We start from the raw sequence: 18,049 nt of genomic DNA, 5'->3' as shown, positions 1-18,049 counted from the left end.
TGCCCGGGAGGTACGTCGATGTCCGATCTGCTCCGCCGACCCCGCGCCGGCCGGATCGCCGCCGCGGGTGGCTTCGTCCGGCTGCTGGCACACACCGACCCGGTCGCGCTCGTCGGCATCCTGATCTCGATCTCGCTCTCCGTGACGTTGGACCTGACCAACGCGGCGACCGGGGTGGAGTCGCTGCTCGCCGGGCTGATGGGCACCACCATCTCGCTGCTTGTCGACTCGCTGGCCCGCGCCGAGCGCCGCTTCCACCTACGCACCCTGCTGGAGGGGCCACACTGGCTGGTGCACGCGGTGCCGGAGGTGGTCACCGGCACCCGGGAGGCGGTCGAGCGGCATCCCAACACCCGGGTCGCCGACGAGGCCCGGCGTCGCTTCGAACGGTTTCGGGCCGACACCGACCAGCTGCGCGTCGGGCGGATCATCCGACCCGGCGGCGACTGCCAGGACCTGCTCGGCGGCACCCGCGACTGCGTACGGCGACTGGACGCGGTGACGAACGTGATGCCGAGGGCCAGCGGCGAACTGAGCTGGTGGCGTGGCGAGATCGGCCGGCACTACTGGGCGGCGAACACCGAGGCGTTGGCCCGGGGCGTACGGATCACCCGGGTGTTCCTGCACGCCGGCCTGACCGACGAGCTGACCGCGTTGGTGCGGGCCCAACATGAGGCCGGGGTACGGGTGGGTCTGCTGCCGTGGGGCGTGGTCGATGCCTCGCGCCACGTCAACCTGACCCTGTGGGACGACACGGCGTGCTGGGAGGGCCGGATGAGCGCGCACGGCGAGATCACCGAGAACCAGTTCTCGGTGAACGCCGGCGACCTGGCCCGGCTGACCGACGTCTTCGAGGTCTGCGTCGAGGCGGCGACCTTCCTCGACTGAGACCTTCGTCGACTGACGACGACGTCGACTGACCGCGACGGGAGGGCGGGCCACCGATGACCGTGCAAGCCGTACTGCTGGTGACCGCGGTGGTCTGGGCGGTCAGCCTGATCCGGTCGGTGCGGATGCGCGCACTTGTCTACAGTCTCCCGCTGCCGATGACGCTGGCCCTGGTCAGCACCGGGCACCGGGTGCAGGGCGCGCAACTGCTCGGGGTGCTCGGCCTCAACCTGTTCTTCGTCATCGTGGCGGTCACGCACCACCGGTTGCGCTGGCCGATTCTGATCGCCGACGCCGCCGGGATCATCGGGTACGTGGCGCTCAGCGCAGGTCTGCTCGCCGTGCCGGTGCCCTTCTGGCCCGCGCTGGCCGGCACCGTGGCGCTCTGGACGGTGACGATGCTGCTGCTGCGCCGACAACACCCCGCACCGACCGTGCCGCCGACCGTGCCGCCGTCGCCGGCCGTGCCGCCGACCGTGCCGCCGTCGCCGGCCGTGCCGCCGGTCGGGGCTGGGCCGCCGTCGCCGCTCGGGCTGCCGGTGGGGGAGGCGGGGCCGCGAACCCGGCTGCCGGCGGCGGTCAAACTGCTGGTGATCCTGCTGGGTGCGACGCTCACCGGGCTGCTCGGCGAACTGCTGCGCGCGATGGTGGTGACATTCCCGTACTCCGGGGTGCTGGTGGCCATCGAAAGCCGCCGCGACCTGGTGGCGTTCACCCGGCACTTCGCCCGCAACAGCCTGGCGCTTGTCGGCTTCCTGGCGGCGTACCACGTCTGGCAGGACACCTCGACGGCCGCCGCGCTGGCGGCCGGCTGGGTGGCTTTCGCGGTGCTGGCGGTGGCGCTGCACGCGGCGATCGCCAGCGGCGCGGCCCGGCGTCGCGCGGCGCTGCCGGCTGCCGGCTGAGCGACCCACCGGACACGGCGCGGGGCCGTCCGTCCGGATCGGCCGGCGGTGGGCGCGCGAACTGCCTGTCCGATAATGACCATCACGGCGGCCGATTGCCTCGCCCGCCCGCCCGCCCGCCCCGCCCCGCCCCGCCGGCGCCGCCCCGCCCGCGCACCGTTGCGCGCCCAAGATCCGCGCAGATCTTCAGCATCGCTCGTGGGTGGTCGAGCGGCGGGTGTCAGTGCGGCGAGGGCGGGGGCGACCGCGCATGCCTTGATCGTGCTCGATCCCGGATGTAATGGCCTCGCGGCGTGAGTTGGGGACTACATCCACGACAACGCCGTTGCGTTAGGGCTGTAGCCGGCGGGTCAACCCGGGACAGGAAGTGCCCGATCGGGGAGCGGGTTGGGCCCGGCGTGGCGATCATGGAGTTGTGGTGCCGACTTTGGGGGTTTTGCGGGCGTTCTGTTACCCACCACAACTCCATGATCGGCGAGGCAGTGCTGGTCGACGAACGGCCGTTCCACCTAGCGCAACGGCGCTGACATCCACGACAACGCCGTTGCGTTAGGGCGGTGGCCGACGGGTCAACCCGCTGCTGACTATCGGGGCTTGTAGATCAAGACCGCGTCGAGCAGGAGAATCGCGTCGATCTTGCATCTTCTGTCGCCGACTTCAGTGGTAATGCCCCTAATGTCGGGGCAGAAAGTGCAAGATCGAGAGACGGGCTTGGCGATCATGGAGTTGTGGTGCCTGGTTTGGCGTTCTGCGGGCGCTTTGTCTTCCGTCACGGTCCATGATCGGCGAGGCAGTGCGCGTTGACGGACAGTCATTCCGCCTAACGCAACGGCGTTGACATCCACGATCGAGCGTGATCACGTCCCGGCGTCTCGGAGCCCAGGGCTCTCGGCGTCGCGGGTTCGGGTTCGCCTTGCCGGGCGTGGTGGCAGGGGCGGCGGTCAGGTGGTGGGGAACAGGCGGGCGTGGAGGGCCGCCGGGTCGGTGACCTCGGGCAGGTCGCGGGCGGCGAGCCAGGCCGCGGCGGCAGCACCGTCGCCTGCGGTACGCAGGGGCGCGTCCGGCCAGTGTCGGGCGACCTCGGCGCGGACGGCGGTGGCCAGCGGGGTGTCCGCGGTGAGGAGTCCGCCGCCGAGCACGAGGGGTGTCGCCGCGTCGGCGGGGCGGATTCGGCTCACGCTCTCGGCGAGGTGGGTCGCGGCCTCGCCGATCAGGGCGACGGCGACGGGTTCGCCCTGGCCGGCGGCGGTGACGACGAGTGGTGCGAGTTGGGCCAGCTCGATGGGTGCTCGTCGGGTGACGGTCTGGATGACGGCGTCGACTGTGTCTCGGGGGCGGGCGGCGATCTCGGCGCTGCCCAGCAGGTTGGTGAGCACCGCCGTGGCCAGTGCCCCGGGCGGACGTCCGACGTCCAGGTCGGCGAGTAGTCGGCGTACCCCCTCGCGACCGAGCCAGAAGCCCGAGCCGGTGTCGCCGAGGAGCCAGCCGTGGCCGTCGGCGATCCGGTCGAGCCGCAGGTCGTGGACCTGTGCGGTGATCGCGCCGGTGCCGGCGATGAGCACGGTGCCGTCCGGTGCGGCGCTGCCGGAGGCGTAGGCGACCAGGGCGTCGCCGTGGACCGCGTACGGGCAGCGTAGGCCGGCGTCGTGCCAGGCCCGGTCGAAGGCGGCGCGGCCGGCGGGGTCGGCGAGCAGCCGGCCGGCTCCGGCCAGCCCGATGGTGCCGGCGACCACGCGTGTCGGGTCGAGGTCGGCGAGCGCCTCGCGGAGCGCGGTCAACAGCTCGGCGGCGGCCCGTTCGGCGCCGTGACTCGTGGGGTTGCCACCGCCGGCCCGGCCGGTGCCGACACGGTGCCCGGTGAGGGTCAGGGCGGTCGCCCGGGTGGACGTGCCGCCGACATCGAGACCGATCACGAGGGTGTCGGGCATCGGCACGGGGCCTCCTTGGTTGGTACGGCGATTGGGCCTGTTCATGCTGGTCGGCGACGTGTTGCGGGGCAAGTTTCGGCGGGCGCAGCGGGTTGTGCGCCAGGTAACAGTTTGAAAACTTCGCCCACAGTCTTGACACGGAGGGGCGTTCAGTAAGAACTTTTACCACTAACAGTTAACAAGCTTTTCGGAAAGGTGAGCCGACAGATGGTTGATCACGAGGTGGACACCGCCGCGGGGACCGCGGTGGTCGACGCCGACGCGATCGATCGACGAAACTCCGCCTCCGACGGGGTGCTGGCCCGGGTCCGCAACGGGCTCGGCGAGTTGACCGGCGCCCTGCGGCGGGTCGCCGAGCACGTGCTGAGCGACCCGGAGGCCGCTGCCCGATCCACAATCGTCGAGCTGGCCGAGCGCAGCGGCACCTCACCGGCGACCATCACCCGCTTCTGCCGGGCGATGGGTTTCGAGGGGTACGCCGACCTGCGGCTGGGCATCGCCTCCGAGACCGGTCGGGCCCGCTCCGCCGGTTGGACCGTCGACATCGGACGCGAGATCCAGCCGAGCGACCCGCTCGCCCGGGTGCTCGACCAGATCATGGCCGCCGACACCCGGGCCATGCACGACACCGCCACCCTGCTCGACCTCGGCGAGGTGGAGCGCGCGGCCGTGGCGATCGCCGGGGCCAGCCGGGTGAACATCTTCGGCGCCAGCGGCAGCGCCCTCGTCGGCGAGGAGATGCAGTTCAGCCTGCACCGCATCGGCGTGGCCGCGTGGGCGTGGAACGACGTGCACGAGGGGCTGGCCAGCGCCGCGTTGCTGCGCGCCGGGGACGTGGCGCTCGGCATCTCGCACACCGGGCAGACCCGGGAGACGATCGAGATGCTCGCCGAGGCGGGCAGCCGGGGCGCGACCACGCTCGCGCTCACCGGGTTCCCGCGCTCACCGCTGGCCGAGCTTGCCGACATCGTGCTGCTCACGGCCAGCCAGGCGACCACCTTCCGGCCGGACGCGCTCTCCGCCCGACACCCCCAGTTGGTGGTGCTCGACCTGCTCTACATCGCCGTCGCCCAACGTACGCACGACCGCGCCCACGCGGCCTTCCGGCGCACCGCGCAGGCCGTCGACGGGCACAAGGCCGCGAAGGGGGTCCTGTCATGATCAGTGCCCAGGGGTACGCGGACGCCGTCCGCCCGGTGCTCGACCGACTGCTCGACTCGGAGGCCGACGGGATCACCCGGGCCGCCGACCTGATCGCCGACAGCCTGCGCGACGGCGGGGTGCTCCAGGCGTTCGGCGCCGGGCACTCCGAGGCGTTCGCCGCCGAGCTGGTGGCCCGGGCCGGTGGGCTGGTCCCCGCCAACCGGCTCTCGGTACGGGACCTGGTGCTGCACGGTGACGCCCCGCGTGACGTGCTCGCCGACCCGAAGCTGGAACGCGACCCCTCCATCGCCCACCAGATCTACGCGCTCGCGGCGCCCCAGCCGCGCGACGTGTTCGTGGTGGCGTCCCAGTCCGGCATCAACGGCTCGGTGGTCGAGCTGGCGGCGCTGGTCACCGAGCGCGGTCATCCGTTGATCGCGGTCACCTCGGTCGAGCACACGGCACGGGTCGTTCCTCGGCACCCGTCCGGTCAGCGGCTCGCCGACCTCGCCGACGTCGTGCTGGACAACGGCGCGCCGTACGGCGATGCACTGCTGCCGCTCGAGGGCGGCGGCGCGGTCTGTGCGGTCTCCTCGGTCACCACGGCGCTGCTGGCGCAGTTGCTGACCGCGGAGGTCGTACGACGGTTCCACCAGGCCGGAGAGGTGCCCCCTATCTACCTCTCCGCCAACGTCCCCGGCGGGGACGAGCACAACATCGCCCTCGAGTCGCGGTACGCCGGGCGTCTCCGGCGTACCGCCTGACCCGAATTTCCCAAGGAGAGACGACGATGTCGATTACCCCCGAACACCCGGCCGCACTCGACCGTCGCACGGTGCTGCGTCGCGCCGCCGCCGTGGGCATGCTCGCCACTCCGGCCATCGGCCTGCTCAGCGCCTGCGCGACGAGCGGCGGCGACAAGGAGACCGAGCAGGTCGCCGGTGGCACCAAGAGCGAGAAGAACCCGTTCGGCGTCAAGGAGGACGCCGCGATCGAGGTGATCATCTTCAACGGTGGTTACGGCGAGAAGTACGCCACCGACGTGCACGAGCCGCTCTACAAGACCGCGTTCCCCAAGGCGGAGGTCAAGCACCAGGCCACGCAGGCCATCTCCACGGTGCTCCAGCCCCGGTTCGCGTCCGGCAACCCGCCGGAGTTCGTGAACAACTCCGGCGAGAAGCTGATGGACTTCGGTGCGCTCGTCGCCGACGGCCAGCTCCAGGACCTCACCGAGCTGTGGGACGCCCCGTCGGTCGACGACCCGGCCAAGAAGGTCCGCGACACGGTCGTGCCGGGCACCATCGAGGCGGGCTCGTTCAACGGCAAGCCGTACGTCCTGTACTACGTCTCCACCGTCTTCGGCATCTGGTACTCGGGCAAGCTGTTCAAGGACAACGGCTGGGCGCCGGCGAAGACCTGGGACGACTTCATCGCCCTGCTCACCAAGATCAAGGCCAAGGGCATCACCCCGTACGGCTACGCCGGGGCGAACGCGGCCTACTACCAGTGGAACGTCATCCTCACCCAGGCTGCCAAGATCGGCGGCACCGATGTACTGAAGAACATCGACAACCTGGAGGACGGCGCCTGGAAGCAGGACGCGATCAAGCAGGCCGCCACGGCGTGGGCCGAGGTCGGGGCGAAGTTCAGCGACAAGAGCTTCGAGGGTCTCAAGCACACCGACGTGCAGCTGCGCCAGAACCAGAACAAGGTTGCCCTGTACCCCAGCGGTGACTGGCTGGAGGGCGAGCAGAAGCAGGACACCCCGGCCGGCTTCGAGTACCAGCTCATGCCGGTGCCGAGCCTGACCGCGTCGGACAAGCTGCCGGCGACCGCACTGCGGGCCACCGCGGGTGAGGGCTACTTCGTCTCGGCGAAGAGCAAGAACCCCAGGGGCGGCCTGGAGTACATGCGTCAGATGCTGTCCAAGGCGGGCGCGAAGGGCTTCACCGAGGTGGTCAAGGCCCCGACCGTGGTCACCGCCGGCTCGGAGGGCTTCGCCTTCCCGCCCGGTGTGGCCAGCTCGCAGGCCGCGCTCAAGGCCGCCGGCCAGGACGTGTTCAACCTGTACTTCGACGGCTGGTACAAGGAGCTCGACACGGAGGCGCGGGCCGCCACCAACGAGCTGATGTTCGGCCGGATCAACGCCGACGCCTTCGTGGAGCGGATCCAGAAGCGCGCCGACGCCATCAAGAAGGATTCCTCCGTCACCAAGTTCAAGCGCTGATCGGAGCGTAGGGGTCATGCGGCACGGCAAGTACCCATTCGTGATCGGGTTCCTCTTTCTCCCGGTCACGCTGTACGTGACCTTCGTGATCTGGCCGTACGCGCAGGCCTTCCAGATCTCGATGACCAACTGGCGGGGGCTGTCGGCCCCGCAGTGGGTGGGCTTCGACAACTACCGGAGGTTGCTCGACGACGGCACCTTCTGGAAGGCGGTCCAGCACCACGGCGTACTGCTGCTTGCCCTGCCGCTGATCACCATCGCGATCGCGCTGTTCTTCGCCTTCCTGCTCAACGTGGGTGGCAAGAGCAGTGGCGGCCAACGTCAGGGAGTCTGGGGGGCGAAGTTCTACCGGGTGGTGTTCTTCTTCCCCCAGGTCCTGGCGGTGGCCATCATCGCGGTGCTGTTCCAGATGGTGTACCGGCCGAACGAGTCCGGCCTGATCAACGGCGTGTTGATGAAGTTCGGCCTGGACCCGGTGTTCTTCCTGGTCAAGCCGAGCCTGGCCCTCTGGTCGATCATCGCGGTGCTGGTCTGGCAGGCGGTCGGCTTCTACGTGGTGCTGTTCTCGGCCGGGATGGCCTCCATTCCGGGTGAGATCTACGAGGCCGCCGAGATGGACGGGGCGAGCCGGGTGACGCTGTTCTTCCGGGTCACCCTGCCGCTGCTCTGGGACACCCTCCAGGTGGCCTGGGTGTACCTCGGCATCGCCGCGTTCGACGCGTTCGCCATCGTGGCGGTGCTCTCGGTGGACGGTGGCGGCCCGGACGGCGCCACCACCGTCCTGGCGATGGAGATCTACCGCAACGCGTTCGTCTACTCGAAGTACGGCTACGCCTCGGCGATGGGCGTGGCGCTGTTCTTCCTCACCATCACGTTCGCGGCGCTGACGCTGCGGCTCACCAAGCGGGAAAGCGTGGAGTACTGATGAACCCGCAGTCGACGCTGCCGCCGACACCGGCGGCGCTACCGCCGAAGACCGGCGACCCGAAGGCCACCGGTGGGCGGGGAGGCCGGAGCCCCCGCTCGGAGGTGCGGCTCTTCGCGGGCCTGGGGCACATCGCGCTCGCCGTGTGGGCGGTGATCGTGATCGTGCCGATCCTCTGGACCTTCCTCGCCGCGTTCAAGAACACCAGCGAGATCTTCAGCAGCCCGTGGACGCTCCCGGCGGAGCTGCGCTGGGAGAACTTCGGCCGGGCCTGGACCAAGGCGAACGTCGGCCGGTACTTCCTCAACAGCGTCATCGTGGTCGGTGGCGGCACGTTCCTCACCATGCTGCTCGGCTCGATGGCCGCGTACGTGCTGGCCCGCTACCGGTTCTGGGGCAACCGGGCGGTCTACTACCTGTTCGTCTCCGGGCTGGCCTTCCCGGTCTTCCTGGCCCTGGTGCCGCTCTTCTTCGTGGTGAAACAGCTGCACCTGTTGGACAGCCACCTCGGGGTGGTGCTGGTCTACACCGCGTACTCGTTGCCGTTCACGGTGTTCTTCCTGGCCGCGTTCTTCAAGACGCTGCCGACGTCGGTCGCCGAGGCGGGCATGATCGACGGCTGTGGGCACACCCGGCTGTTCTTCCAGGTGATGATGCCGATGGCGAAGCCGGGCCTGATCAGCGTGGCGATCTTCAACATCATCGGTCAGTGGGCGCAGTACCAGTTGCCCCTGGTGCTGCTGTCCGACAAGGACAAGTGGGTGCTCACCCAGGGCATCGCGGAGATCTCGGTGAACGCCGGCTACGAGGCGGACTGGTCCGGGTTGTTCGCCGCGCTGACCCTCGCCATCCTCCCGATGATCATCGTGTACGCGGTCTTCCAACGCCAGATCCAGGCCGGCCTCACCTCCGGCGCCGTCAAGTAGCAGGTCACCTCGGGCGCTCGTCGGCCTGGCTGTGCCACGAGTGCCACAGCGCGGCGTACGCCCCGTCGGCGGCCACCAGGTCGTCGTGGCTGCCGATCTCGGTGATCCGGCCGTCGGCCAGCACGGCGACCCGGTCGGCGTCGTGCGCGGTGTTGAGCCGGTGCGCGATCGCGATGACCGTCCGCCCGACCAGCACGGCGGCCAGCGCCCGTTCGGTACGGCGGGCGGTGCTCGGGTCGAGCGCGGCGGTCGCCTCGTCGAGGATCAGCGTGTGCGGGTCGGCGAGCACCAGTCGGGCCAGCGCGAGCTGCTGTGCCTCGGCCGCGCCGAGCTGCCGGGCCCCGTCGCCGAGCTCGGTGTCCAGTCCGTCGGGCAGCTCCGCAAACCAGTCGGCACCCACGGTGACCAACGCGGCGTGCATCTGCTCGTCCGACGCGTCCGGCGCGGCGAAGGAGAGGTTGTCGCGCACCGAGCCGATGAAGACGTGGTGCTCCTGCGTGACCAGGGCGATCCGCCGCCGACGCTCGGCGGGGTCGAGGTCGGTGACCGGGCAGCCACCGATGCTGACCACGCCGTGGCGTGGCGCGTCGATCCCGGCCAGCAGCCGGGCCAGGGTGGACTTGCCGGCACCGGACGGACCGACGACGGCCAGCCGCTCACCCGGCTGCACCTCCAGGTCGATGCCGTGCAGCACGTCCGGCCCACCGGAGTAGGAGAACCGCGCCCCGCGGACGACGACCCGCTCGCCCCGCGAGGTGGCCGCCCGACCGGGCGCCTCCGGCGGGACCATGCCGACGCCGAGCACCCGGGCGTACGACGCGAAGCCGCGCTGCGCCTGCTCGGTCCACTGCAACAGCCGGTCCATCGGGTCGATCGCCTGTTGCAGGTAGAGCGCGGCGGCGACCACCGCGCCGAGCGAGACCACCTCCCGGGAGAGCAGGTAACCGCCGACGAGCAGGACCAGGGCGATCGGCAGCGGATAGCTGGCCTCGACGACCGAGAAGTACACCGTACGCAGCGCCAGGGTCGCCCGGCGGGCCTGCCACACCCGGGCGATCCGGCTGGTGCCGTGCCGGACCCGGTCGTCGCTCAGCCGCAGTGCCTCCACCGTGCGGGTGCCCTCGGCGGTGGTGGTGAGCGTCTCGGTCAACTCGGCCGCCGCCGCACCCTCGGTGAGGTACGCGGGACTGGCGCGCCGCAGGTACCACCTGGTGGTCGCCACGATCGACGGGAGCCCGCCCAGCGCGGCCAGGCCGAGCAGCGGATGCAGCAGGAAGATCGCCCCGAACAGCAACGTCAACTGCACGGACGCGATGACGATGGTGGGCACCACGTTGCGCACGGTGGTGCCGACCGTCGCCACGTCGACCGAGCTGCGGGTGGCCAGGTCGCCGGAGCCGGCGCGCTCGACGACCGACACCGGCAGGCCGAGGGTGCGGGAGACGAACTCCTCGCGCAGCTCGGCGACGGCCCGTTCACCGAAGCGGTGGCCGGCGTACTGGGCGTAGCGGGAGAGCAGCGCGCTGACCAGGACGCAGCCGGCGATGGCCAGCGCCAGCCGGTCCACGGTGGCCACGCCGGCACCGGCGGTGACCCGGTCGACGATGGTGCCCAGCAGCCACGGCGGGGCGAGGCCGGCGACCGCGGCGGCGCAGTGCAGCGCCAGCACGACACCGACCGCGCGGCGATGCCGACCGATCATGTCGCGCAGGGCGCGGCGGACGGTGCGGCGGTCGGCCACCGGCAGCCGGTTCACCGGTAGACCTCCTCGGTGTCGGTGGGCTGGTCGAGATCGGCACTGCCCCGGGCCACCAGGCGCCGGTAGTCGGCGTCGGCGTCGAGCAGGTCGGCGTGGCTGCCGGTGGCGGTGATCCGGCCGGCGCTCAGGAACGCGACCACGTCGGCGCGGCCGAGCAGCAGCGGCGACGTGGCGATCACGACGGTCGTCCGGCCGGCCCGCGCGGCACGCAACCGTTCGGCGATCCGCGCCTCGGTGTGCGCGTCCACCGCCGAGGTCGGGTCGACGAGGATCAGCACCTCCGGCTCGGCGAGGAGCGCCCGGGCCAGGCGGACCCGTTGGCGTTGACCGCCGGAGAGCGTCCGGGCGCGCGCGTCCAGCGGGGTGTCCAGCCCGGCGGGCAGGGCGTCGACGATGTCGTCCGCCGAGGCGGCCCGCAGAGCCGCCCGGATCCGGTCGTCGTCGGCCCCGGGGCGCAGCACGTCGCGCAGTGTCCCGGCGAAGAGGTACGAGTCGTGGTCGGCGACCACGATCCGGGACCGGACCTCGTCCAGGGCGACAGCGGTCAACGGCACACCGCCCCAGGTGGTGTCGCTGACGACGTACCGGCCGAGCCGGTCGGCCAGCGCCACGGCCACCGCCGGGTCGTCGGCGGCCACCCCGGTCAGCCGGCCGGCGGGCACGGTCAGACCGCTCTGGGGGTCGTGCAGGTCGGCGGGGCCGGCCGGTGCGGCCAGGGCACCCGGCCGGCGTGCGTCGGGCACCGCGCCCGACCACCGGCGACCCGGGCCACCGACCTCGTCCGGGGCCACGTTGAGCAGGTCGGCGATCCGCCGGGCAGCGACCCGCCCCCGGATCAGTTGGTGACTGCCCTCCAGCAGGAACCACACCGGCACGATCAGGGTCGCCACGTAGCCGTAGACGGCCACCAGCTCGCCGATCGTGACGGCACCGGTCACCGCCATCCGAGCCGTCAGCCACACCACCGCCGCCAGGAACAACCCGGGGATGGCGACCGTCGCCGCGTCGATCCAGCTGTAGACCGCGCCGACCCGGTAGCCCTCCGCGCGCAGCTCCTGGGACCTGGCCGCGTACCGCCGGGCGAACAGGTCCCGGCCGCCCACCCCGGCGAGCACCCGCAGCCCCGCCACGATGTCGCCGGAGCGGGCGGTGAGCGCGCCCTGATGCCGGCGGTAGACCGACTCGACCCGCTCCAGGCGGCGCAGCAGGGGCCCGACGACCAGGCCGACCGCCGGCACTCCCACCAGCACGCAGAGCGCCAGCAGCGGGGAGATCGACCAGAGCACCACGGCGATGATCGCGTACGCGACGACCGCGCCGACGCCCGGCCCGGTCAGCGTCAGCACCTGCGCGGTCCAGTCGATGTCGGAGCCGCCGATGGTGGACACCTCACCCGCGCCGACCCGGCGCGGCAGCACCGCGCCGATGCGGGACAGGTGGCGCAGCAGCACCTCCGCCGAGCGGGCCTTGGCGTCCTCCCGGATGAAGGTCATCGTGCGGTGCCGCATGATGCCGAGGTAGGACAGGGCCACCCCCGCGACGACGATCGCCGCGACCCAGAAGACCAGGGCGCGCGTGTCTCCGGTGCGCAGCCCGTCGTCGACGGCGCGGTAGATCAGGTAGGGCCGGGCGGAGAGCCCGACCATCCAGGCCGTGCCGATCAGGCTGCCGCGCAGCACCCGCCAGGGTTGGCAGCGGACCAGCCACCACAGGTATCGCATCGGACCCCGGGTGTCGGGAGTGCCGGGATCGGAATGCGGGATCTGTGGGGGCACCCGACCACGCTACCGACCGTCCCCGACACCGGAGGGCGCCGACGCCGGTGAGGTCCGCCTCCGGTTCTGTCGCACGGGAGAGGCAGAATCACGTTCGTGCTGGTGGCGGTGGTGTCCGACGAGCGAGGTGGGGGAGTTCTCTGCCCACTGGACTCGGCCGGCCGGCCGGTCGGTCCGACCGAGCCCGTCGTCGACCTGGTCGCCGCGGTCGCCGCCCGCGAGGCCGCCGAGCATCCGCGCTGGGTCTGGTCCGCCGCCACCTCCGTCTACCCGCCGCTGCTGCGTGCCGGCGTCCGGGTCGACAGGTGCCACGACGTGGAGTTGACCGAGGCGTTGCTGCTCGGCCAGGCGGGCCGCTGGGGCGAGCCCCGCGCGCTGGCCGCGGCCTGGGCCCGGTTGACGGGTGCGTCGGTGCCGCCCGACCCACCGCCGCGCGCCGCCGCGCCTCCCGGGCACGGCCAGGGCGCGCTCTTCGACACGCTGCCCGGCCCGTCGGGGCCGGGCATCGACGCACTGATCCAGGTGTACGCCGACCAGCTCGCCCGCATCGCCGCGACCGAGCACCCGGGCCGGTTCCGGTTGCTGGTGGCCGCCGAGTCGGCCGGCGCGCTGATCGCGGTGGAGATGGGTGCCGCCGGGTTGCCGTGGCGTGCCGACGTGCACGACGAGATCCTGCACGAGCTGCTCGGCGAGGCGTCCCCGGTCGGTGGCCCGCCACGCCGACTCGCCGAGCTGGCCGCACGGATGGCCGACGCGTTCGGCGTACGCCGCCTGCACGCCGACTCCCCGGCGGAGCTGCTGAAGGCGTTCGCCCGGGTCGGGGTGGAGCTGCCCAACACCCGGGCCTGGGTGCTGCGTGGGGTCGACCATCCGGCGGTGCCGCTGCTGTTGGAATACAAGGAGCTCTACCGGATCTGGACGGCGCACGGCTGGTCCTGGCTCGAGCAGTGGGTGCGCGACGGGCGGTTCCGACCGGAGTACGTGCCCGCCGGGGTCGTCTCCGGCCGCTGGGCGACCCGGGGTGGTGGCGCGTTGCAGATCCCGAAGGTGATCCGCCGGGCGGTGGTGGCCGATCCGGGCTGGCGGTTGGTGGTCGCCGACGCCGGCCAGTTGGAGCCACGGGTGCTGGCGGCGGTCTCCGGCGACGCCCGGCTGGCGGCGGCGGGCGGGGCCGGTGACCTCTACGCCGCGCTGGCCCGCGACTCGTTCGGCGGCGACCGGGCCAAGGCCAAGGTGGCGCTGCTCGGCGCGATGTACGGGCAGACCGGCGGCGCGGCGGTGCCCGCCTTGGCGGTGCTGAAGCGCAGCTACCCGACGGCGTTCGCCTTCGTCGAGGCGGCGGCGCGCACCGGCGAGGCGGGTGGGCTGGTGCGGTCGTGGCTGGGGCGGACGTGCCCGCCCGGTTCGGTGGGGTTCGGCGATCCGGACGACGCGCCCCCCGACCCGGACGCGGCGGCCGATCCGCAGGGCCCCCGGGCGCGGGCCGCGCGGTCGAGGGGTCGTTTCACACGTAACTTCGTCATCCAGGCCACCGCCGCCGAGTGGGCCTCCACGTTGCTTGCCACGCTGCGCACGGAGTTGGCCGACACCGACGCGGAGTTGGTCTTCTTCCAGCACGACGAGGTGGTCGTGCACGCGCCGGCCGCGCAGGCGGATGCGGTCGCCGCGGCCGTCACCCGGTGCGGCGAGCGGGCCTCCACGCTGCTCTTCGGTGCCACGCCGGTCCGGTTTCCGCTCGACCTGTCCATCGTGGATTGCTACGCCGACGCGGCCTGACCCGGGTGGCCCGCCCGGCGGCCGATCGGGTCAGGAGACGGCCGACCCCGGGTTCGCCGCGTCCCACGCCTGGCGGGATTCGGCAATCGCGTCCTTGTGCGCCAGTGACCAGTCGGTCAACTGCCGGACCAGGTGGGTAAGGCTTCGGCCGCGGTCGGTCAGCTCGTAGGTCACCGTCGCCGGGACGGTCGGGAAGACCGTCCGCAGCACCAGGCCGTCCCGTTCCAGGCGGCGCAGGGTGAGGGTGAGCATCCGCTGCGAGATGCCGTGGATGGCGCGTTGCAGCTCGCGGAAACGCCTGGTGCCGACGGACAGCTCGACGATCGCCAGCACCGACCACTTGTCGCCGATGCGGTCGAGCACGTCGCGGATCCCGCAGTCCGGGTGCTCGGGCAGCCCGCAGGGTTCGAGGGCGGCGGTTACCACGGTGTGGCCTACTGACACGGAAGTGCCTCCTTGTGTCCGGTCCGGCGGTTCCCAACGATGAAGTTAGTTCCTGATCAGTACCACTGGAAGGATCCCCATGCTGCTGGTCACCGGTGCCTCCGGGCACCTGGGTTCACTCATCCACGCCGGGCTGTTCGCCCGGGGAATGTCGCCGTTGGCTGGCACTCGGAGTCCCGCCCCGTACGGCGACTCTGGTCGCGCCATGGACTTCGACGACCCGGCGGGCCCGGACCTGGCGGGGGTTAGCGTGCTGGTGCTGGTCTCCGCCGGCTACGGCGAGGACGACGTCGTCATCGCCCGCCACGGCCGGGTCATCGCGGCCGCCGAGCGGTACGGGGTGGAACATGTCGTCTACACGAGCCTGGCCGGCGGTGGTGACCACCTGGCGTTCGCGCTGGCGCACCGGTGGACCGAGCGCCGCCTTCAGGAGAGCGCCCTGGGGTGGACCATCTTGCGCAACGGGATCTACGCCGAGTTGTTCGGTCAGTTGGGGGCGCCGGTCGGCGGTGTGGTGACGGCTCCGTTCGGGACGGGAGGGTTGGCTGCGGTGAGCCGGCAGGATCTCGCCGACGCCGCCGTGCGGGTGGCCCACGACCCGACCGTGCACCGTGGCCGGGTGTACGAGCTGACCGGCCCGGTCGCGCTGACGGCGGCCGCTCTTGCCGAGGCGCTGGAGGTGCCCTATCGCCCGGTGTCGCTGGGTGCGCAGCGGCGCGCCCTGGACGATCTGAGCCTGCTGCCCTTCCAGCCAGCCATGCTGATGTCGATCTACTCGGCGACGGCGGCCGGTTTCCTCGCTGGCGGGCACGCGGACCTCGCCGGGTTGCTGGGTCGGCACCCGCGGGACGCGATGCCGGTCGCGCTCGCCGCCGCACGTTTGTCGGCCTGATCGTCGAATCAGTGGAGCGGTGTATAACGATTGCACTTTTTCTCCTTTTCGCCCCGCTACTCTCGGCTGGCCGTCCTCGTTGCAGTGTCCGTAGGAGGGGCGGATCGGTCACGGTCGGTCCCACGCTGGAGGGGGCGCAGCTGAACGGGATCGCAGGAATGATCATCGCCGCAGGCGGGGGACGACGGATCGGTGGTCCCGAGGCGCTGCTGCACCAGGGCGAGAAGCCACTGGTCAACCAGATGATCGACACGATGACGGAGGCGGGCTGCGCGCGCATCGTGGTCGTGCTGGGTGCCGCCGCCGAGCAGGTCCGGGAAACCGCCGACCTGGGCCGGGCCACGGTCGTCATCAACAAGGCGTGGGGCACCGGGGTCGGCTCGTCCATCCGGGCCGGTCTTGCCGCCCTGGACGACGAGGGGATCGAGGCGGTGGTGGTGGTCCCGGTCGACATGCCGGGGCTGACCGCCGTCGCGGTCCGCCGGGTGGCCGCACTGCCGTACCCCGATGTGCTGGTCTGCGCCACCTACGACGGGCTGCGCGGCTACCCGATGCTGTTCGGCCGCCGGCACTGGCCCGGCATCGCCACCCTGGCCAGCGCCGACGTGGGTGCCCGACCGTACCTGCTGGCGCACAAGGACCAGATCGTCGACATCGCCTGCGACTCGGTGGCCGACGGCAGCCGCGTCGACACCCCGGAGCTGATGGCGCTCTACGGCCTGACCGTCCCGCCGCAGCGGGTCGGGGTCTGAGGGTGGCTGCCGGGTGACGCGGACGGTTGCTCCCCGGAATCCCACCCGTGTGGGTGATTTAGGCGATGCATCACCTTTTGGGTGATTTCGTGGACCGGGCGTCCCTTGCCATGAGGGGGCTCGTTACCGGTTCGTGACCTTTGCCGAGACAGTGCAGATGAGAACGAAGACCGGGGTGGGCACTCGACGCCTGCTTCTGCCCCTGGTGGGAGGGGCGACTGCCGTCGTACTGGCGATGCTGGCGACCACCTCCGAGGCCCAGCCCCGGCTAGCCGTCGATCCGGTGGCCGGCACGCAGGGCTTCCTGGTCATGACCGCCGGAGACGCGCGGCTGATCGGTGCCGAGAACGAGGGGACCATCGCGGTCGGGGGCAACCTCAGCTTCGGCAACTATCAGGTCGCCGGGAGCAGCGCCGGGTCTTTTGTGGTGCCGCCGGACAGTAATCCGACGGCCCTGCTGGTGGGTGGCCGGGTCGACTTCGCCGCCAGTGTCCCCGGGTCGCGGTTGCAGGTGTTGGGAAGCGGCTACGTGAAGGTCGGCGACCTGACCGGCACCTTCGTCCGCGACACCGACAACAACGGCGCCCAGGTCAACACCCGGGTCCTGCCGGTGGACGACTACGAGGCATCACCCCGGGTCGAGCTCGTGACCCGGCAACCCGTGGCGAGTGTCGGGCCCTCCTCGCCGCTGGATTTCGACAGCGCCTTCGAGGGTTTCCGCGCGACCGCCACCAGCCTGGCCACCTGTCAGCAGAACGTCGTGCTGACCACCCCGGAGGGTGCGCCGTTGCCCCGGCCCGTTCCCCCGGGCAGCAACGCGGTGGTCAACCTCGCCCCGGGTGTCACGAACGTGCTCAATCTGTCGGCCAGCGATCTTGCCAACATCTCGGTGCTCACCTTCGCCGACCAGCCCACCGCCGACACGCCACTGCTGGTCAACGTGGACACCAGCGACGTCTCTGACGCGTTCGTCTGGCGGGTGCCGAACTTCGCCGGAATCGGCGGAGAACAGGCCAGGTACATCCTGTTCAACCTCCCGACCGCCACCTCGATCACGCTCACCGACGACAGCGCGACGCTGGAGGGCACGATCTACGCGCCCAACGCCGCCCTGAATGCCGCGACGAACGGCAACATCGAGGGAAGCGTCATCAGCCGGACGCTGACGCACGACGGCGGGGAGATCCACGACTTCCCGTTCTCGACGTTGCTGAACTGCTCCCAACCGACGCCGACACCCACATCGACGACACCAACCCCGACACCGACGACACCGACGACACCGACCCCGACCCCGACGACACCGACACCGACACCGACGGGGCCGACACCCACACCGACCGGGCCGACGCCGACACCGACCGGGCCGACCTCCGCACCGACGACCCAGCCGCCGGTGAGCCCGACGGGCTACCCGACCAAGCACCCGTTGCCGGTCACCGGCACCTCGACCTGGCCGATGCTGGGGATAGGGAGCGCCGGAATCGGCCTCGGTGTGGCCCTGCTACTGCTGGCCCGACTGAGACTGCGACGTAACGAGAACTGACACCGGCGATGGTGGGTCCAGGACAGGGTCCTGGACCCACCGACGCCAGGTCAGGCACCGGAGAGGCAGTGGCGCACGTCGTCAATCGCGAGCCGCGGGAGGCGTCGCGTCGCGCAGCCCAGAACGTGTGATGCCGGTGAGTCATCAAGATGACTCACCGGCA

At 71.5% G+C, this 18,049-nt stretch carries 15 protein-coding genes; 11 read left to right on the top strand and 4 right to left on the bottom strand.

What is annotated here, in order from left to right; all coding sequences use genetic code 11:
• Positions 1-18 precede the first annotated feature (18 nt).
• Together ACGFIQ_RS24460 and ACGFIQ_RS24455 are read left to right on the top strand one after the other, a co-directional pair.
• Positions 19-888 carry a hypothetical protein gene (locus tag ACGFIQ_RS24460; RefSeq protein ID WP_393247223.1) on the top strand — a complete coding sequence of 290 codons (870 nt, stop codon included), beginning with the start codon at positions 19-21 and terminating at the stop codon, positions 886-888.
• A 56-nt stretch (positions 889-944) separates the two neighbouring features.
• Complete coding sequence (locus ACGFIQ_RS24455) at positions 945-1,793, top strand: hypothetical protein (protein WP_393247221.1); 849 nt, start codon at positions 945-947, stop codon at positions 1,791-1,793.
• 941 nt (positions 1,794-2,734) lie between these two features.
• Here ACGFIQ_RS24455 and ACGFIQ_RS24450 read toward each other — a convergent pair.
• Positions 2,735-3,721 (bottom strand): N-acetylglucosamine kinase, encoded by a 987-nt coding sequence (locus ACGFIQ_RS24450; protein WP_393247219.1) that lies wholly within the window; start codon positions 3,719-3,721, stop codon positions 2,735-2,737.
• Positions 3,722-3,928: 207 nt separating this feature from the next.
• Between ACGFIQ_RS24450 and ACGFIQ_RS24445 the strand changes: the two genes are divergently transcribed.
• Genes ACGFIQ_RS24445 through ACGFIQ_RS24425 form a run of 5 tightly spaced genes read left to right on the top strand, consistent with a single transcriptional unit; the run spans position 3,929 to position 8,942 of the window.
• Positions 3,929-4,882, top strand: coding sequence for a MurR/RpiR family transcriptional regulator (locus tag ACGFIQ_RS24445; RefSeq protein WP_393247217.1), 954 nt, complete (start codon positions 3,929-3,931; stop codon positions 4,880-4,882).
• Positions 4,879-5,628, top strand: coding sequence for a sugar isomerase domain-containing protein (locus ACGFIQ_RS24440; protein WP_393247214.1), 750 nt, complete (start codon positions 4,879-4,881; stop codon positions 5,626-5,628). The genes ACGFIQ_RS24445 and ACGFIQ_RS24440 overlap by 4 nt, the downstream gene beginning before the upstream one ends.
• Before the next feature lie 26 nt (positions 5,629-5,654).
• The gene (gene ngcE, locus ACGFIQ_RS24435) at positions 5,655-7,091 is read left to right on the top strand and encodes an N-acetylglucosamine/diacetylchitobiose ABC transporter substrate-binding protein (protein ID WP_393247212.1); all 1,437 of its coding nucleotides are present in this window, start codon (positions 5,655-5,657) and stop codon (positions 7,089-7,091) included.
• A 16-nt stretch (positions 7,092-7,107) separates the two neighbouring features.
• Entirely contained in the window at positions 7,108-8,016 is a 909-nt protein-coding gene (locus tag ACGFIQ_RS24430) for a carbohydrate ABC transporter permease (RefSeq protein ID WP_393247210.1), read from the top strand.
• On the top strand, positions 8,016-8,942 hold the full coding sequence (locus tag ACGFIQ_RS24425) for a carbohydrate ABC transporter permease (RefSeq protein WP_393247208.1): 927 nt from the start codon (positions 8,016-8,018) through the stop codon (positions 8,940-8,942). Before ACGFIQ_RS24430 ends, ACGFIQ_RS24425 begins: the two co-directional genes overlap by 1 nt.
• 4 nt (positions 8,943-8,946) lie before the next feature.
• Here the strand turns inward: ACGFIQ_RS24425 and ACGFIQ_RS24420 are convergent, their stop codons facing one another.
• Positions 8,947-10,644 carry an ABC transporter ATP-binding protein gene (locus tag ACGFIQ_RS24420; protein ID WP_393247390.1) on the bottom strand — a complete coding sequence of 566 codons (1,698 nt, stop codon included), beginning with the start codon at positions 10,642-10,644 and terminating at the stop codon, positions 8,947-8,949.
• A gap of 50 nt (positions 10,645-10,694) precedes the next feature.
• Complete coding sequence (locus tag ACGFIQ_RS24415; protein ID WP_393247388.1) at positions 10,695-12,422, bottom strand: ABC transporter ATP-binding protein; 1,728 nt, start codon at positions 12,420-12,422, stop codon at positions 10,695-10,697.
• 120 nt (positions 12,423-12,542) lie between these two features.
• Here ACGFIQ_RS24415 and ACGFIQ_RS24410 point away from each other — a divergent pair, with 120 nt between their 5' ends.
• Positions 12,543-14,252, top strand: a complete 1,710-nt coding sequence (locus tag ACGFIQ_RS24410; RefSeq protein WP_393247386.1) for a bifunctional 3'-5' exonuclease/DNA polymerase — start codon at positions 12,543-12,545, stop codon at positions 14,250-14,252.
• A 30-nt stretch (positions 14,253-14,282) separates the two neighbouring features.
• On the opposite strand, the gene ACGFIQ_RS24405 is transcribed toward ACGFIQ_RS24410, so the two are convergent.
• Entirely contained in the window at positions 14,283-14,696 is a 414-nt protein-coding gene (locus ACGFIQ_RS24405) for a winged helix-turn-helix transcriptional regulator (protein ID WP_393247206.1), read from the bottom strand.
• A 79-nt stretch (positions 14,697-14,775) separates the two neighbouring features.
• Here ACGFIQ_RS24405 and ACGFIQ_RS24400 point away from each other — a divergent pair, with 79 nt between their 5' ends.
• The 3 genes from ACGFIQ_RS24400 (at position 14,776) to ACGFIQ_RS24390 (ending at position 17,886) form a co-directional block, all read left to right on the top strand.
• Positions 14,776-15,588 (top strand): NAD(P)H-binding protein, encoded by an 813-nt coding sequence (locus ACGFIQ_RS24400; RefSeq protein ID WP_393247204.1) that lies wholly within the window; start codon positions 14,776-14,778, stop codon positions 15,586-15,588.
• Positions 15,589-15,746: 158 nt separating this feature from the next.
• Entirely contained in the window at positions 15,747-16,340 is a 594-nt protein-coding gene (locus tag ACGFIQ_RS24395) for an NTP transferase domain-containing protein (RefSeq protein ID WP_393247202.1), read from the top strand.
• A gap of 157 nt (positions 16,341-16,497) precedes the next feature.
• On the top strand, positions 16,498-17,886 hold the full coding sequence (locus tag ACGFIQ_RS24390) for a collagen-binding domain-containing protein (RefSeq protein WP_393247200.1): 1,389 nt from the start codon (positions 16,498-16,500) through the stop codon (positions 17,884-17,886).
• Positions 17,887-18,049 lie beyond the last annotated feature (163 nt).

The organism is Micromonospora sp. NPDC048898, from assembly GCF_043198035.1.
GTDB lineage: Bacteria > Actinomycetota > Actinomycetes > Mycobacteriales > Micromonosporaceae > Micromonospora.
This window is presented reverse-complemented; position numbering and strand designations above follow the sequence as displayed.

What these genes read in the sequence shown, in the direction of transcription:
- ACGFIQ_RS24455 (WP_393247221.1), top strand. Translation starts at nt 945, where the DNA reads ATGACCGTGCAAGCCGTACTGCTGGTGACCGCGGTGGTCTGGGCGGTC.
- ACGFIQ_RS24415 (WP_393247388.1), bottom strand. Translation starts at nt 12,422, where the DNA reads ATGCGATACCTGTGGTGGCTGGTCCGCTGCCAACCCTGGCGGGTGCTG.
- ACGFIQ_RS24420 (WP_393247390.1), bottom strand. Translation starts at nt 10,644, where the DNA reads ATGATCGGTCGGCATCGCCGCGCGGTCGGTGTCGTGCTGGCGCTGCAC.
- ACGFIQ_RS24390 (WP_393247200.1), top strand. Translation starts at nt 16,498, where the DNA reads ATGAGAACGAAGACCGGGGTGGGCACTCGACGCCTGCTTCTGCCCCTG.
- ACGFIQ_RS24425 (WP_393247208.1), top strand. Translation starts at nt 8,016, where the DNA reads ATGAACCCGCAGTCGACGCTGCCGCCGACACCGGCGGCGCTACCGCCG.
- ACGFIQ_RS24440 (WP_393247214.1), top strand. Translation starts at nt 4,879, where the DNA reads ATGATCAGTGCCCAGGGGTACGCGGACGCCGTCCGCCCGGTGCTCGAC.
- ACGFIQ_RS24395 (WP_393247202.1), top strand. Translation starts at nt 15,747, where the DNA reads ATGATCATCGCCGCAGGCGGGGGACGACGGATCGGTGGTCCCGAGGCG.
- ACGFIQ_RS24430 (WP_393247210.1), top strand. Translation starts at nt 7,108, where the DNA reads ATGCGGCACGGCAAGTACCCATTCGTGATCGGGTTCCTCTTTCTCCCG.
- ACGFIQ_RS24445 (WP_393247217.1), top strand. Translation starts at nt 3,929, where the DNA reads ATGGTTGATCACGAGGTGGACACCGCCGCGGGGACCGCGGTGGTCGAC.
- ACGFIQ_RS24460 (WP_393247223.1), top strand. Translation starts at nt 19, where the DNA reads ATGTCCGATCTGCTCCGCCGACCCCGCGCCGGCCGGATCGCCGCCGCG.
- ACGFIQ_RS24400 (WP_393247204.1), top strand. Translation starts at nt 14,776, where the DNA reads ATGCTGCTGGTCACCGGTGCCTCCGGGCACCTGGGTTCACTCATCCAC.
- ACGFIQ_RS24450 (WP_393247219.1), bottom strand. Translation starts at nt 3,721, where the DNA reads ATGCCCGACACCCTCGTGATCGGTCTCGATGTCGGCGGCACGTCCACC.
- ngcE (WP_393247212.1), top strand. Translation starts at nt 5,655, where the DNA reads ATGTCGATTACCCCCGAACACCCGGCCGCACTCGACCGTCGCACGGTG.